18 protein-coding genes are annotated in these 15,826 nt (G+C 30.9%); 8 read left to right on the plus strand and 10 right to left on the minus strand.

Annotated features, from left to right (window positions below):
- Positions 1-74: 74 nt before the first annotated feature.
- Positions 75-1,040, minus strand: a complete 966-nt coding sequence (locus KI686_RS14915) for a 2OG-Fe(II) oxygenase (protein ID WP_237590134.1) — start codon at positions 1,038-1,040, stop codon at positions 75-77.
- Between the two features lie 168 nt (positions 1,041-1,208).
- Positions 1,209-1,883, minus strand: a complete 675-nt coding sequence (locus tag KI686_RS14920) for an NAD(P)H-dependent oxidoreductase (protein ID WP_237590135.1) — start codon at positions 1,881-1,883, stop codon at positions 1,209-1,211.
- A gap of 166 nt (positions 1,884-2,049) precedes the next feature.
- Between KI686_RS14920 and KI686_RS14925 the strand changes: the two genes are divergently transcribed.
- The 8 genes from KI686_RS14925 (at position 2,050) to KI686_RS14960 (ending at position 8,795) form a co-directional block, all read left to right on the plus strand.
- A complete protein-coding gene (locus KI686_RS14925; protein ID WP_237590136.1) occupies positions 2,050-2,943 on the plus strand; it encodes an AraC family transcriptional regulator in 894 nt (297 codons plus the stop codon).
- A gap of 244 nt (positions 2,944-3,187) precedes the next feature.
- Positions 3,188-3,757, plus strand: coding sequence for an acetate uptake transporter (locus KI686_RS14930; protein WP_237590137.1), 570 nt, complete (start codon positions 3,188-3,190; stop codon positions 3,755-3,757).
- 175 nt (positions 3,758-3,932) lie between these two features.
- Positions 3,933-4,511, plus strand: coding sequence for a TetR/AcrR family transcriptional regulator (locus KI686_RS14935; RefSeq protein WP_237590138.1), 579 nt, complete (start codon positions 3,933-3,935; stop codon positions 4,509-4,511).
- A 7-nt stretch (positions 4,512-4,518) separates the two neighbouring features.
- A complete protein-coding gene (locus tag KI686_RS14940) occupies positions 4,519-5,178 on the plus strand; it encodes an NAD(P)H-binding protein (protein WP_237590139.1) in 660 nt (219 codons plus the stop codon).
- A gap of 11 nt (positions 5,179-5,189) precedes the next feature.
- Positions 5,190-5,822 (plus strand): nitroreductase family protein, encoded by a 633-nt coding sequence (locus KI686_RS14945; protein ID WP_237590140.1) that lies wholly within the window; start codon positions 5,190-5,192, stop codon positions 5,820-5,822.
- 6 nt (positions 5,823-5,828) lie between these two features.
- A complete protein-coding gene (locus KI686_RS14950) occupies positions 5,829-6,824 on the plus strand; it encodes an NADP-dependent oxidoreductase (protein WP_237590141.1) in 996 nt (331 codons plus the stop codon).
- Positions 6,825-6,836: 12 nt separating this feature from the next.
- The gene (locus tag KI686_RS14955; protein WP_237590142.1) at positions 6,837-7,997 is read left to right on the plus strand and encodes an iron-containing alcohol dehydrogenase; all 1,161 of its coding nucleotides are present in this window, start codon (positions 6,837-6,839) and stop codon (positions 7,995-7,997) included.
- Positions 7,998-8,273: 276 nt separating this feature from the next.
- Entirely contained in the window at positions 8,274-8,795 is a 522-nt protein-coding gene (locus KI686_RS14960; protein ID WP_237590143.1) for a 5' nucleotidase, NT5C type, read from the plus strand.
- Positions 8,796-8,797: 2 nt separating this feature from the next.
- Here KI686_RS14960 and KI686_RS14965 read toward each other — a convergent pair whose 3' ends face one another.
- Genes KI686_RS14965 through KI686_RS15000 form a run of 8 tightly spaced genes read right to left on the minus strand, consistent with a single transcriptional unit; the run spans position 8,798 to position 15,818 of the window.
- A complete protein-coding gene (locus tag KI686_RS14965) occupies positions 8,798-10,093 on the minus strand; it encodes a cryptochrome/photolyase family protein (protein ID WP_237590144.1) in 1,296 nt (431 codons plus the stop codon).
- Positions 10,083-10,568: an SRPBCC family protein gene (locus tag KI686_RS14970; protein ID WP_237590145.1), complete on the minus strand. Its 486-nt coding sequence runs from the start codon at positions 10,566-10,568 to the stop codon at positions 10,083-10,085. The genes KI686_RS14965 and KI686_RS14970 overlap by 11 nt, the downstream gene beginning before the upstream one ends.
- 1 nt (position 10,569) lies before the next feature.
- On the minus strand, positions 10,570-11,085 hold the full coding sequence (locus tag KI686_RS14975; RefSeq protein WP_237590146.1) for a glutathione peroxidase: 516 nt from the start codon (positions 11,083-11,085) through the stop codon (positions 10,570-10,572).
- A gap of 19 nt (positions 11,086-11,104) precedes the next feature.
- Positions 11,105-11,782 carry an SDR family NAD(P)-dependent oxidoreductase gene (locus tag KI686_RS14980; RefSeq protein WP_237590147.1) on the minus strand — a complete coding sequence of 226 codons (678 nt, stop codon included), beginning with the start codon at positions 11,780-11,782 and terminating at the stop codon, positions 11,105-11,107.
- Between the two features lie 2 nt (positions 11,783-11,784).
- A complete protein-coding gene (locus KI686_RS14985) occupies positions 11,785-13,206 on the minus strand; it encodes an SDR family oxidoreductase (protein WP_237590148.1) in 1,422 nt (473 codons plus the stop codon).
- Positions 13,207-13,230: 24 nt separating this feature from the next.
- Positions 13,231-13,851, minus strand: a complete 621-nt coding sequence (locus KI686_RS14990; protein WP_237590149.1) for a flavin reductase family protein — start codon at positions 13,849-13,851, stop codon at positions 13,231-13,233.
- Positions 13,852-15,162: an ABC1 kinase family protein gene (locus tag KI686_RS14995; protein WP_237590150.1), complete on the minus strand. Its 1,311-nt coding sequence runs from the start codon at positions 15,160-15,162 to the stop codon at positions 13,852-13,854.
- Positions 15,159-15,818, minus strand: a complete 660-nt coding sequence (locus KI686_RS15000; protein WP_237590151.1) for a TetR family transcriptional regulator C-terminal domain-containing protein — start codon at positions 15,816-15,818, stop codon at positions 15,159-15,161. The genes KI686_RS14995 and KI686_RS15000 overlap by 4 nt, the downstream gene beginning before the upstream one ends.
- Between the last annotated feature and the right edge of the window lie 8 nt (positions 15,819-15,826).

Genomic DNA, 15,826 nt, shown 5'->3' on the forward strand with positions numbered 1-15,826 from the left:
TTTTTTATGTTGATGAAAACTAGCAATACAACTATTGTATTTTTTGTTTAAAATAATAAACTACGCTTATTGTATTAAAAAGGTGCAACGGTATCTTTAGGGCCGTCGGGTAAACTCCAACGTTGGCGAGCGGTTACGCTTTCTAGTGCAATTTCTTTGATTGTACCATTGCTACCAACGTTTCCGTAACTGCTAGTACTACCACGTGGTATTTGCATACGGTCACCATACAACCAAACCACCAAGTTACTACGTTGTCCGCTTGTAATTGGGTGTGTTGCGTGTGGCACATTACCTCTATGGATGATGGCTTTTCCTGGTTCAAAAATTACTTGTACCGTTTTTCCTGAAGCTTTATCATAAAAATCGACTTCAGATCCTGTAAACTTTTCATCAGGTAAATTAATGTTGATATTTAAGGTAGCAGCAGAAGCATCGGTATGTGCGTGTAAATCCTTGTCCTTATCTGGATTGTATTGTATTGAAAATCCAAAAGTCTGATTGTCATAACCGTAAGTCCCTAATAACAAGCGCGCTATCGGACGCATAAAACGGTCCATCATATCATTATAAAATGCCTGAAAATTAGGTGCTGCCAAATGCCCTTCAGAACGAGGATCCAACATCATTCCATAGCGATTTAGTTGTATACCATAAGGCGCACGTTTAGGTACTTGAGAATTTGCTACAGCTTCTAAATAGTTACGAAAATCTGCTAAACGATCTACATCAAAAAACTGTGCCACATAAACACCAGGTATAATTTCTTCCCATAAATCGGCAACAGCAGATTCTTTTTCTGGATTTTCCCAAGCGTCTTTAATGGCTTTACGTAATTTTGGATCTAATAAAGTTTCGTTAGGAACTAATAAATCGTCTTTGTTTTCTATTTCCCATTCTGCCCAAGCTGCTTCTAACAATTTACGGTTTTTATTCCAAAATTGAGAAACCGATGGATCGCGTCTTAAGGATAATTCTCTTGAAGGTACTTCTAGAGCACGAGCTTCTGCAAGTGCATTTGCATGTTCTATTGTTTTCATGGTTATATGTTTTTAAGAATAGCTACTGCTATGGTATTTTTTATCTATAATAAAATTACTTACAACCGGCTGTTGTGCTTTGGTAGTAAAAATGGAGGTTTTAGTAAAAAAAAAGTTCCAAAACTTTATTTCTTGGAACTTATTTTTAATTTCTAGGCTAATATTATATTATTTCCAAGTTACAATGTCTTCAAAATTACGTCTTGATTTAGGAAACTCTGGGTCTGCTTTTCGGTAACCAAAAGCTGCCATAAAAGCCAATCCGTATTTATCGGTATCAATTCCAAATTTCTCTTGTAATAAAGCCTCTGCTTTTTCTTGATGAAACCCTTCAATAGGGCAAGAATCTATGCCTGTTAAAGCCGCAACTGTCATCATATTACCCAAAGCAATGTATGTTTGTTTAGAAGCCCAATCGAACAATTTTTTATCGGTATCTAAATTAAAATCTCGTTCTTGAAACTCTCTGTAAAATTTAGCATACATTTCCATTACGTCTGCTGGCAATTGTTTTACCTCTTTCATCATATGTGTTATGTAAGCTGCATCGTGTTTTACCATGGGTGCTTTCATGGCTAAACCCAAAACAAAATGGCTCGCTGTATCTAGTTTTAAGGGCGCTCCCCAAGCAACAGGTTTTAAAAGCTCTCGTAATTCTTTGTCTTGTACTACCACAAAATGCCAAGGTTCAAAACCAAATGAACTTGGTGATAAGTTGGCTGTTTTAAGTATAAAGTTAATTTGCTCATCTGTTAATGTTTTTGATGCATCAAATTCTTTAGTGGCATGTCTGTAATTAAAAGCATTTAAGATGTCTTCTTTTGCAATGTTTGGTGTATTCATTTTATATATTTTATATCTGTGTTCTATTTTTAAGACAAAGATATACACAGTACATAGCTGTTTTGTTGTATAAAAAAAGGAGATAATTGTATAAAAAAAGGTTTTTAATCATACAATCATTAATAAACAATTTTTTTTAGCTAATTTCGTCTTAAATATCATACAAATGAACATAATTGAGTCTTATAAACCTTTTGAAATACAAGAAATAGAATTAACAGAATGGAAACAAAGACCTGTTAAAAATAATTTTTTTGAAGTAGTTTTAATCAAAAAAGGTCAAGGTACACAATGTATCAATTATAACGAATCTGTTTATAAAGAAGGAGCCGTTTATTTACTTCCGCCCTTAAAATGCCATTCTTTTACCATAGAAAAGACAACAAAATTTGTATTTTTAAAATTTACTGACTCTTTTTTTAAAAGTGCAACGAAAGCTAATATTGATAGAAATGAGTGGTTTAAAGAGGCTTCTTACATTCTATCTAACTACAACCAGCTGCCAGGAGATATTATTAAAAATGAACTAGATAGAAATCATTTATTTAGTTTAATTGATATTATTTTACAAGAATCTAGAAACTACGGAGATTCTTCTATTAACCTTATAACAAGTTTAATGACGAGTGTTTTAGAAGTATTAATACGCAATATTAAAAAAAGTAATTATTTTAAAAGTGATAAAAACAACGATGACAGAATCATAAAAATGTTAACCTATATTAATGAGAATATTGATAAAACTGAATTGTTAAAAATTGAGAATTTAGCAGATGTTTTTATGATTTCTCCTACTTATCTTAGTGAGTTTTTTAAAAAGCAGGTACATATGTCTTTGCGCGAATATATTATAAAAGCAAAGCTTAAATTAGTAGAAATACGTTTACTAAACTCAGATTTTACACTAACCCAAATTGCAGACGAACTTGGTTTTACAGATGTAAGTCACCTTTCTAAAACGTTTAAAAGGTATGTTGGTAAATCTATAAGAGATTTTAAAAATGATGGAGATTACATCCTTTTAAAACGCAATGTTTGTGTAAACAACATCAATGCTTAATAACCTATAATTTTAGGTAAGGTAACTAACATCTTCGTTTAATATTTTTGTTGATTACATAAAAAGCAGCTTCCTGTTTATTTTATTAAATTTTTAATTTATTACAATTAAATTAATAATTTAAAAAATAATCTACCTATATAATGATATATTTACTATTTTTAAGAGATTTTTTTAACTGATAAAAATCATAAACTAAACTAATTAGATATAACATCTTTACACATTCTTTAAAAATAATAAAATGAGCACAACAAAATTAGGAAATCCTGCTGTAGTAGGTTTATCAGGTTTCGGATTAACGACATTACTTTTACAATTTCATAATTTAGGTTGGTGTGGCTTAGGTCCTATTGTAGCCATGGGTTTTATTTTTGGAGGCTTGGCACAATTAATTGCAGGTTTTATGGAACAAAAAACAGGTAACAATTTTGGGTTTGCAGCATTTTCTACTTATGGTGCTTTTTGGATTGGTTTAGGTATTATTTGGCTCTTAAACTTTTTTGAAATATATCCCTCTTCTACAACCGATGTTGGTTTTTATTTAGTTGGTTTTACGTTATTAACTCTTATTTTTTTAATTGGTTCTTTATTTATTCATAAAGCAATGGTTGTTACATTTGCATCTCTAGCACTTGGTTTTATCTTATTAGATTTTGCTCATTTTGGTTTTCCAGAAGCAACCAGTATTGCTGCAATTGTTTTAATCTTTTGTGCTTTTAGTGCTTGGTATATGATGGCAGCTATTGTAATTAATGATTTAGCTGGCAGAGAACTTTTAAAAGTAGGTAAACCTATTATTAAAAGTCATTAACCCCTATTTACCACTCTATAACAGCTATTTAGCTTTTTATTTCTTTATTTGTCAACTATAAAATTAACATAGTTTACCTGTAATGTTAAAATTAGCATAGGTTATTGTTAAACTTACATTAAAAAAAGAATGAACATTCATTTTTATCGTATCTTTGCATCAGAAATAAATAAAAATGGCAAAACTGCAAAAGAGTATCGATAAAAAAAACGCTTTGGTAAAAGCAACTATAGAACTGGTTAACAACCACGGTTTTCATGCTACTCCAATGAGTAAAATTGCCAAAATGGCAAATGTATCTCCTGCTACCATTTATTTGTATTTCGAAAACAAGCAAGACTTGGTAAATAAAACTTATATAGAAGTTAAAACAAAATTTACCCAATATGCTTTTAATACGTACAAAGAATCTATGCCTGTTAAAGAAGGTTTTGAAATTATATGGAAACGTATTGCTCATTTTAAACTAATAGAATGTGAACATGCCATGTTTTTAGCACAATGCGATAATACACCTATGATAGATGAACCTAGTAGACAAGAAGGTATTAAACACCTTCAACCCCTACTCGATCTTTGGCAACGTGGTAAAGATGAAGGTATTATAAAACCAATATCCGATTATATTTTATATGCTTATGCTATCAATCCTTTATCTTATTTAATGATGATGCAAAAAAATGGTAATTTTTTATTAACAGAAACGCACATAGAAGAAGCCTATATTGCGGCATGGAACAGCATTAAAATATAATTATAGTATGAAGAAAACAGCAATTATTTTAGGAGCTACTGGCCTTACAGGCAATATTTTACTTCAAAAATTAATAAAAGACACTCGTTATAAAAGTATCAAATTATTTTCTCGCTCTAAAATAGAAGGTTTACCTAAAAAAGTAACACAATTTATAGGAGATCTTTTATCATTAGAAACATTTAAAAATGATTTTATAGCAGATGAGGTGTACTGTTGTATTGGTACTACAACCAAAAAAACACCAGATAAAAGCTTGTACAAACAAATAGACTATGGCATTCCGGTTACTGCTGCAAAACTATCAAAAGAAAACAACATCAACACATTTGTAGTAATTTCTGCCATGGGAGCCAATGCTAAAAGCAATGTTTTTTATAACAAAACAAAAGGCGAAATGGAAAAGGCTGTAAAACAACAAAATATTAAAAACACTTTTATATTAAGACCTTCTTTAATTGGTGGCAATCGTCAAGAAAAAAGAATGTTAGAAAAAATAGGTTTGGCTTTCTTTAAATTAATTCAGCCCTTGTTTATCGGTAAATTAAAAGATTATAAAATAATAGATGCCAAAAACATTGCACAAGCAATGGTTAACTTAACAAATAAAATAGAAAAATCAGAAGTAATTATTACTTCTCATCACATATATAAACTTTCAAAATAAATAAAAATCATATGGAATTATTAGATAAATTAAATTGGAGATACGCAGCAAAGGCTATGAATGGTGAAGTTGTTGCAGAAGATAAAATAGAACGTATTTTAGAAGCTGCTCGTTTGGCTCCTACTTCTAGTGGTTTACAACCTTTTGAAATTTTGGTTGTTCAAAATCAAGAAATCAAAGAAAAAATTAAACCTGTTGCATGGAATCAATCTGTAATTACAGACTGTTCTCACTTATTGGTATTTGCCGCTTGGGATACTTATACACCAGAACGTATTAATTATATGTTTGATTTAACCAATGAAATTCGTGGATTTAAAAACGAAGGATGGGAAAACTACCGTCAAATGTTATTAAGTTCTTACCCACAGAAAGATGCAGAAGAAAACTTTAATCACGCTGCTAAACAAGCATACATTGCTTTTGCACATGCTATTATTGCTGCTGCATACGAAGGTGTTGATGCTACGCCTTTAGAAGGTTTTGATCCTGCTGCTGTAGATGAAATTTTAGGCTTAAAAGAAAAAGGATTACGCAGTGCCGTTTTATTACCAATAGGTTATAGAAAGGAAGATGAAGATTGGTTGGTAAATTTAGTTAAGGTTAGAAAACCTATGACTGATTTAGTAACTGTAATTAAGTAAAAATTTATGAAAACGATATTATTGAATAATAGACCTCAAGGAAAACCTACAACTTCTAATTTTAAAGTTGTAAAAGAGGACAAAATATTAAGTATAAATAAAGGAGAAATCTTATTAGAAGCAGCTTATGTTTCTGTAGATCCATATTTAAGAGGTCGTATGAGTGATGCCAAATCTTATGTACCGCCTTTTGAGTTAAATAAACCTGTACAATCTGGTGTTGTTGCAAAAGTAATTGTTTCTAACAACGAAAAATTTGCAGAAGGAGACTATGTTTCTGGTTTATTAAATTGGCAAACACAACAAGTTTCTACAGGAGAAGGTTTAACTATTGTTGATGAAAATAAAGCGCCTTTAAGTGCTTATTTAGGAATTTTAGGAATGACTGGTTTAACTGCTTTTTTAGGTTTACAAGAAATAGGAAAACCCAAAGCAGGAGAAACTATTGTAATATCTGGTGCTGCAGGAGCTGTTGGTTCTGTAGTTGGGCAAATTGCTAAAATTTTAGGTTTACATGTTATTGGTATTGCTGGTACAGATGAAAAAATAGATTTACTGAAATCTAAATTTGGTTTTGATGCTGGTATTAATTACAATACGAGTTCAGATATAAATGCCGATATTAAAAAATTAGCACCTAACGGAGTTGATATTTATTTTGATAATGTTGGTGGGGCAATTTCTGATTCGGTTTTAGTCAACATCAATAGATTTGCACGTATTATTATTTGTGGGGCAATTTCTACCTATAACGAAACAGAAGCTTCTAAAGGTATACGTGTACAAACAACTTTAGTTAAAAATAGTGCTTTAATGCAAGGGTTTATTGTATCTGATTTTGCAGCAAAATTTCCAGCAGCAATACAACAATTAGCAACTTGGTTAGGTGCTGGTAAATTAACGTATACAGAAACTATTGTAGAAGGTTTCGATAATATACCTAATGCCTTTATTGATTTATTTGAAGGGAAAAATAAAGGAAAAATGATTGTTAAAATTTAAAAATATTATACAATGAATAATTTTGAATTTAAAAATCCGACCAAAATTATTTTTGGTAAGGATACCATACAAAAATTAAAAGAAGAGATTCCTGCAAATGCAAAAGTGTTATTATTATACGGTGGTGGAAGCATTAAAAAAAACGGAATCTACGAGCAGGTAAAGTCTGCTTTAAGTGATGTTGATGTTGTAGAGTTTGGTGGCATACCTGCCAACCCAGAATACGCTAAATTATTAGAAGCTTTAAAGGTAATTAAACAAGAAGAAATTACGTATTTATTAGCCGTAGGTGGAGGTTCTGTAATAGACGGAACCAAATTTTTATCTGCAGCAGCTGTTTATAAAGGCGAAACACCTTGGGATATTTTAGCAAACAATATTAGAACAGAAACCGGAATGCCTTTTGGTACAGTGTTAACATTACCAGCAACAGGTTCTGAAATGAATTCGGGTGCTGTAATTACAAGAGATGAAATAAAAGAAAAATTAGCCATGGGTGGTCCTGGTTTATTTCCTCAATTTTCAATCTTAGATCCGCAAGTTATTGTTTCTATTCCTAAACGTCAATTAGCAAATGGTATTGCAGATGCTTTTACACATGTTTTAGAACAATATATGACGTATCCTATTGGTGCTATGTTACAAGATCGTTTTGCAGAAAGCATCTTACAAACTTTAATTAAAGTAGCTCCAAAAGTGTTAAAAGATCCTACAAACTACAAAGCTGCTTCTAATTTTATGTGGAGTTGTACAATGGCTTTAAACGGATTGATACAAAAAGGAGTGCCTACAGATTGGGCTATACACGCTATGGGGCACGAACTAACAGCTCTATTTGGTATTGATCATGCACGTACTTTGGCTATTATTACACCAAGTCATTACAAATACAATTTTGATGCTAAAAAACAAAAATTAGCACAATATGCAGAACGTGTTTGGAAAATTAAAAAAGGAAGTAAAAACGATAAAGCTTTTGATGCAATTGAAAAAACAGAAAAATTCTTCCAAGAATTAGGTATCGATACAAAATTATCTGATTATACAGATGATTATGAAGGTACTGCAGAAAAAATTGCTAAACGTTTTACAGATCGTGGTTGGGTAGCTTTAGGAGAACATAAAGATTTATCACCAGATAAAGTTGAAAAGATTGTAAAAATGGCTTATTAAAAATATTTTATTGTCAAATTAAAAAAGGATGTCTTTAAATAGTCATCCTTTTTTAATATTCTCTCTTATAATTACATATTATGTGCTTTAAATATCTCTATTAAAACAATTTTAATGTAATTTTATGCTTATTTAAGAGCATCTAAACCTTCTTTTATTTTTTATAAACCTCACTTAAGTATCTATTTAGGTTATTATAACTTTAAAAAAAGATTAACTGTACTTGTTGCTATTGACTTGTATTAATTAAAGTAATTAATTCGTAAAAAACTATTTATGACAATTTTTGTAGACATGGATGAAGTGTTGGCAGACACTTATGGTAAACATATAGAATTATACAACAAAGAATTTAATAAAAACTTGACTTTGCATGATATTACCTCTGGTGAAATTTGGGATAATGTACCATCAAACCATAAAGAAGATGTTTTAAAACACGCTTGTATTCCTGGTTTTTTTAGAAGCTTAACACCAATGAAAGATGCTATAGAAGTTATGGAAGCACTTTATAAAAAGCATCAAGTTTATATTGCTACAGCAGCAACACAATTTCCGTCTTCTTTAAAAGAAAAATGCGATTGGTTAGACGAGCACATGCCTTTTATTACTTGGCAACATCGAATTTTATGTGGAGATAAATTTATTTTAAATGGAGATTTATTAATTGATGATCGTGTGTATAATTTAGAAAACTTTAAAGGAGACACTTTGCTATACAACTCGCCACACAATGTAAATGAAACCGGATACACTCGTGTTTCTAACTGGCAAGAAATTGCCAATAAATTGTTATAAAATTAGACTGTTAAAGCATCTTTGTATGTTTTAATCGCTCTTTCTCTAGCCATTTTATGGTCTACCATAGGTTGTGGGTAAGAAAGATCATCAAAATCTTGTACCCATTTTTTAATGTATTTTAAATCTTTATCAAACTTTTTTATTTGTTCTGATGGATTAAAAACTCTAAAATAAGGAGCAGCATCACTACCCGTACCGGCACTCCATTGCCAATTGCCATTATTGGCAGACAAATCATAATCTAAAAGTTTTTCTGCAAAATAAGCTTCTCCCCAGCGCCAATCTATCAACAAATGTTTGCATAAAAAACTAGCCACAATCATACGTACTCTGTTGTGCATATATCCCGTAGTATTTAACTCTCGCATACCTGCATCTACAATTGGGTAACCGGTTTCTCCTTTACACCATTTTGCAAATTCTTCTTTATTGTTTCTCCAAGGAATGTAATCGTATTTTTGCTTAAAATTGTCTGTTACCACTTTTGGGAAATGGAAGAGAATTTGCATAAAAAACTCACGCCAAATTAGTTCGCTTAAAAAAGTAGCATTGGTTTCTAATGCTAATACTACCATTTTGCGCACACTTACCAAACCAAACCTTAAGTAAGGCGATAAATTAGAAGTTTTATCTAAAGCCGGAAAGTTTCTTATTTCATCATACTTAGACAAAGACTCTAAATTATAAGGTTTTACTTTTATTTTACTAGTTACAAAACCAATCTCTTCTAAACTGATAAAAGCTGTGTTTAGTTTTAATAAAGCACCTAAATGCGCTTCGCTCTTATAACCTTGTGTATGTATTTCTCTCTCAAAATGTTTTAACCATTTCTTTTTATATGGAGTAAAAACCGTATATGGTGTGTGGTCATTTTTTAAAACTTCTTCTTCTTCAAAAATTACTTGATCTTTAAAAGACTTTGTTTGTATGTTCTTAGTCGCTAAAAATTGCGCAATTTCTTTATCCCTTTTAATTGCATAAGGCTCGTAATCTTTATTAAAAAAGACCGTATCTATATCAAATTCGTCTACCAATTTTTTCCACACTTCTAAAGTAGTTCCTTTTTGAATGTACAAACTACCATCGTTGTTTTTAAATTGATAATCTAAGTCTTTTAACGTTTGATAAATAAACGTAATTCTAGCATCATCTTTGGGTAAAGAATCTATAATTTTTGTATCAAAAATAAAAATAGGTAGCACCGAAAAACCGGATGTTAATGCTTTATAAAAAGCGACATTATCATCGATTCTTAAATCTCTACGAAACCAAAAAACAGCAATCTTATTTTTCATTAAATAATTGATTTAAAGTAGTAAAACGATGTGTAAAAATATCTTTTAATTGTTTTTTTATAAACAAAGTTTGGGCAATATCACCTAAAAATCCCATCGGTAATTTATAAGATATTTTATCGTCCATTAAAGTTTTTCCGTCTGGCATTTCTTTAAACCAATGTTCGTGATGCCACATTTTATAAGGACCAAAACGTTGCTCGTCAATAAAAAAGTGATTTTCTTTTACCTTGGTAATTTCTGTTACCCAATTTTGTTTAATGCCTGGTAAAATGCCCACTTTATAAGTTATTATTTGCCCTTCGTATGCTTTGCTATCTACTTCAGAAGTAATAGAAAACCCCATGTGTTTTGGTGTAATATTTTCTAAATTTACGGGAGAACTAAAAAAAGACCAAGCTTGTTCTAAAGAGATATTTAAAATCTGTGACGTTTTTAAGGTATAAATACCCGAATGTTTTTTAAATGTGATCATATTACAATAATTTGGTTATTTTAGTACTCATTGGTTTTGTTAAAGAATAAAAATAATCCATCAATTTTCCGTTTTCATCAATTAAATATTTTTGAAAATTCCATTTTACGTTAGAATTAGATTTTCCGTTCAGCTCTTTTCTCGTCAGCCATTTGTATAGCGGATGTTGATTCTCTCCTTTTACAGCTACTTTTTCTGTAATTAAAAAAGTAACTCCATAATTAACCTGACAAAAAGAATGAATCTCAGAAGAATCCCCAGGTTCTTGACCGCCAAACTGATTGCATGGCACACCAATAATCATCAATTGATCTTGATAACGGTCATACAATTCTTGTAAGCCTTTGTATTGTCCTGTAAAACCACATTCTGATGCTACATTTACAAACAATATTTTTTTGCCTTTGTATTGACTTAAATCAATTAAATTTCCTTTAATATCATTTATTGCAATTTTATAAACGGACTCTTTAGGCGTTAGCGTATTTGCTTTTATGTTAGTGTTAAATAAACTCATAGGTAAATAATTGATTCATTTATATTTTTAAGGTAACCATTCCAGCATCTATCGGAAATATTTGCCCTGATATAGATTTTGCCTTGTCGGATAATAAATAAGCCGCCAAAGAAGCTACTTCTGTTGGTTCTAAATATTGTTTTAAAGGATGGCGATCTTTCATGGCTTCTTGCTGTTTTTCGTTTCTTAATAAACGAGCCGCTAAAGGGGTATTAGTTACTGTTGGCGCAATGGCATTAAACCTGATTTTAGTAGCATATTCTGCCGCCAATGATTTTACCAAGCCTTCTACACCAGCCTTACTTACCGCAACACTGGCATGAAAAGGCATGCCCATTTGGGTAGCTACAGTACTAAACAATAATACACTTCCGTTTTGGGTACTTAAAGACTTTTCGTATTTCTTTAAAACTCTTATTGCACCTAGTACATTAATGTTAAAATCCTCAATAAAATCTTCTGATGTTAACCTTTTAAATGGTTTTAAATTGATACTACCTGGGCAATACACCAAGCCATTTAATACATCTATTTCTGGTAATTCGTCTTTTAAAACATCTAAAAGATACTGCTTGGTATTTGCTTTAGAGGCTATTTCTGTACGACTCATTACAATTACATTGTGGTCTACTTTTAAAGTATTTACCAATGCTTTTCCTATTCCTTTACTACCGCCAACTATTAAAATTGTTTTCATCCTTATTTTATATTAATTAGTGAATTTATCATGCCCTTAAAAACAAATGCATGAAATGGCAATACCATAAACCAATACAGCCTACCCATAACACCTTTGGGTCTAAAAACGGCTCTTTGCTGTAGTTTACCGTTGGTTATTTTAAACTCTAACCAAGCCTCTCCTGGCAATTTCATTTCTGCAAATAATAACAATCTTTTTTCTTTTTTATCCGCTAATAAAACCCGCCAAAAATCCAACGGATCTCCTGCTTCTAAATGGGTTTTATGCGTTCTTCCTCTTCTCAACCCAACTCCACCAAAAAGTTTGTCTATATATCCTCTTATTTTCCATAGCCAATTAAAACTATACCAACCATTTTGCCCTCCAATAGACCAAATTTTGTGTAATGTTTTCTCTTCGTTTTTAATAGTTTTTACTCTTACATCTGTAAAACAACCAAACTCTGGCAATTGAATATGCTTTGCTAATTGATCGTTAAAAACACCGCTACTCATGGCATCTTTCCAACTAGAAACTACATCGTTTTGTTCTATTTTTTGAAAAGCAAGTGCCACAGCTTCTTTGTAAGTAATCGGTTTTATTTTTAGAATTTTATTGATATTATTTGGCTTAGCAATAACTTCAATCTTCATACTATCTACCAAAGCTTGTGCTAAATTAAACGAGGTAGAGGTTACAAAATACAACCAATAAGAAGATAATTTAGGACTTAATACTGGTAAGGTGTATATGTATCTTTTAAACCCTCTAACTTCTGCAAATTGCAATAACATTTCTTTGTATGTTAATACCTCTGGCCCACCAATATCAAAAGATTGATTGAATAACTCTTCTTTATCCAATGCTTTTTCTAAATACGATAAAACATCTCTAACAGCAATGGGTTGTGTTTTGGTATTTAGCCATCTTGGGGTAATCATTACAGGTAGTTTTTCTACAATATCTCTAACAATCTCAAAAGAAGCACTACCACTACCCACTACAATCCCTGCTCTAAAAGTAGTTAATCCATACTGTTTAGATCGCAATGTTTTTTCTACTGCAAAACGAGATTTTAAATGCTTAGAAAGCGAATTGTCATTTACAATTCCACTTAAATACACCACTTGCTTTGCCTTTGTTTGTTCTATTAACTTTTTAAAATTTACCGCACAGATCTTTTCTAAATCCTCAAAATTATTAGCATCTGTAGACATAGAGTGAATTAAATAATACGCTGCATCTATATCTTTTGGAAACACCACTTTATCAGTGTTTAAAAAATCAACTTTTAAAAAGGTTACATTTTTATGATGTTCAAACTCATCGGGAATTCTATCTAAATCACGGACACAACAAACCAACTGATGATTGTTTTCTAGTAAATTTAAAACCAATCTCTTAGCAATATAACCTGTTGTACCTGTAATTAATATTTTCATATTTTATTTTAAAAAATACTTTTTCTATGCTTCTTTTTTGGGTCTTTGATATCCTTTTCGGCTTATATCTTCTGGTACAGCATAACCGTCTAAACCATTGATAACTGCTGTTTTTGCTTTGGCAAGATTTACAAATCCATCTTTAGACACCAAATCATCCGCTATATATAAATCCACAATTTCCCCCAGCACTAAAATGGTATCGTTGGCTTTAATGTGATATTCTTCTAAGTACTTTAATCCCATTTTAATGGCACAACCTTTTACAAAAGGAGCTTTAAAATCGTTTAAATATTCTTCTTGTAAAGTTGTTTTATAAAACTCAGATATTTCTGCAGGGTATTTTGCTGATGTATGGTGTGCCTCTTCTATAATATCTTTATAAATATGGTTAATCGTATAAAATCCTGTTTCTTTTATATTATCATAAGTATTGCGCACAACGGTATTAGGTCTTAAAACAAACCCTAAAATTGGCGGATTAGAACCATAATGCACTACCGAGCTAAAAACGGCTACATTCGTTGTGCCTTTTTTAGATTGAGTAGCAATTAAGTTTGCTGCTTTAAATCCAGATACACTATTTATTAAATTAATTTTGTACAAGTAATTTAGAGCATTTATGTCTTTTAAGGTAAAGTGCATTTAAAGATTTTTAAAATTGTTGATTTTAATATTAGTCGCTTTTAAATCGTGCATTAAATTATACAAACCAAAAAAGGTTCTGTTTATGTATATAAAATGTTTAGATCCTCGGTTACCATTCATTTTCTTTAACTCGGTACTTTTGGCATATTTTTGTCCTAAATCACTAATTTTACCAAAAAACACATCGTCAGAAAAATCGAAGATTTCTTTGTGAAATGGTTGTGTAAATAGCGCCAACATTTCATAAAAAAGCGCTTTAAAAAAGGCCTTTTCTTCCTCAGAATCATCTGATCTTAATATTTCTAACTCATATAATTTAGCTTCAAAAAAAGCAGGATTTTCTATGTTTTCTTTCTTAGCCAATTCAAAATAAGGCACATAAAAACTATCTGGTACTTCTTTCATACAACCAAAATCAATAGCTATTAATTGATGGTCATCAGAAACCAAAAAATTACCAGGATGCGGGTCTGCATGTACTTTTCTTAAAACATGCATTTGGTACATGTAAAAATCCCAAAGTGCCTGACCAATTTTTGTTAAATCTTCTGGTGAATTCTTTTTACTTACATATTCTGATAGATGAATGCCTTCCATCCAATCCATTGTTAAAATTCTTTGGGTAGAAAATTCTGGATAATAATTCGGGAATTTTAAATTTGGTATTACACTGCACTTACTAGATACCTCGTTACTTTGTGCCAACTCTAAAATATAGTTGGTTTCTTCTGTAAGTTTATTTTCTACTTCCTTAAAATATTCATCAGATCCTTTTCCTTTAATGTTAAACATTTTCATGGCAATGGGTTTTACCATGGCCAAATCTGTAGAAATGCTTTCTGCCACACCAGGATATTGAATTTTAACAGCCAATTTTTTAGCTCCTTTCGTCGCTTTGTGTACTTGACCAATACTGGCGGCATTTATAGATTGAGTAGAAAATGTATCAAAAACCTCTGTAGGACTTTGCTTAAAATATTTTTTAAATGTTTTTACCACCAAAGGTGGAGATAAAGGAGGTACAGAAAATTGTGATAAAGAAAATTTTTCTACATATGCTCCTGGCAATATGTTTTTTTCCATACTTAGCATTTGTGCTACTTTTAAAGCAGAACCTTTCATGGTTTTTAAACCATCGTAAATGTCTGTTGCATTTGCTTCGTCTAAATTTTCTTTTGCTTCTTCTTCTGTTTTTACTATTTTTTCTCCGTAATACTTTACATAATTCACCCCTACTTTTAAACCTGTAGAAACCAATTTAGATGCACGCTGTATTTTAGAAGTTGGTATACTATCTATATTTTTCATAAGGTTGATTTTTTTTCTTTCCACAAAAATTTAGCAAAATCAATAACACTCTGTACCGGTGTAATATCTCTTAAATCGAAACTTGCTTTTACAGACTTTTCAATAAAAATATCTGTTTTCTCAAAATTATCAGAACTGTCTTCTAACCAAAACTGTAGGGTAAACAATAAATGTCCCCATGCAGCTTCTTGCATTCCCTTTTCTTGAATTTTGTTAATGGTTTTATTCTTAAAATCGATGCTATCCGTTTCTATCTCTTTATTGATGAACTCTTTAAATACGGTTCTTAATTTTGATAATAATTTTAAAGATTCTAATTTATTTTTGTTCTCTTTTAACTTTAAGTGTACATAAGATCTGTTGGCCGTTAGCAACTCAAAAAAGGTATAATAAAAACTTAACAATTTACTTTTAACATCATAGGTTTTGTACTCTTCATTTTGCAATAACAGCGCTATGGTTTTGGTACAGAACACTGCAAAAATGTGCTTTTCTAAAGCTTCAAAATCGTTAAAATGTTGGTAAAATAAACTTTCATCAAAATTATTTTTTTTACTAAAAGCATACACAGTTTTAGAGGTCGTTTCACCCATTAAAACCTCATCCATGTATAATTCTATAATTTTATCAGCAGAAATACTCTTTTTTTTAGGCATAATTCTAT

The organism is Polaribacter sargassicola, from assembly GCF_021991835.1.
GTDB classification, from domain to species: domain Bacteria; phylum Bacteroidota; class Bacteroidia; order Flavobacteriales; family Flavobacteriaceae; genus Polaribacter; species Polaribacter sargassicola.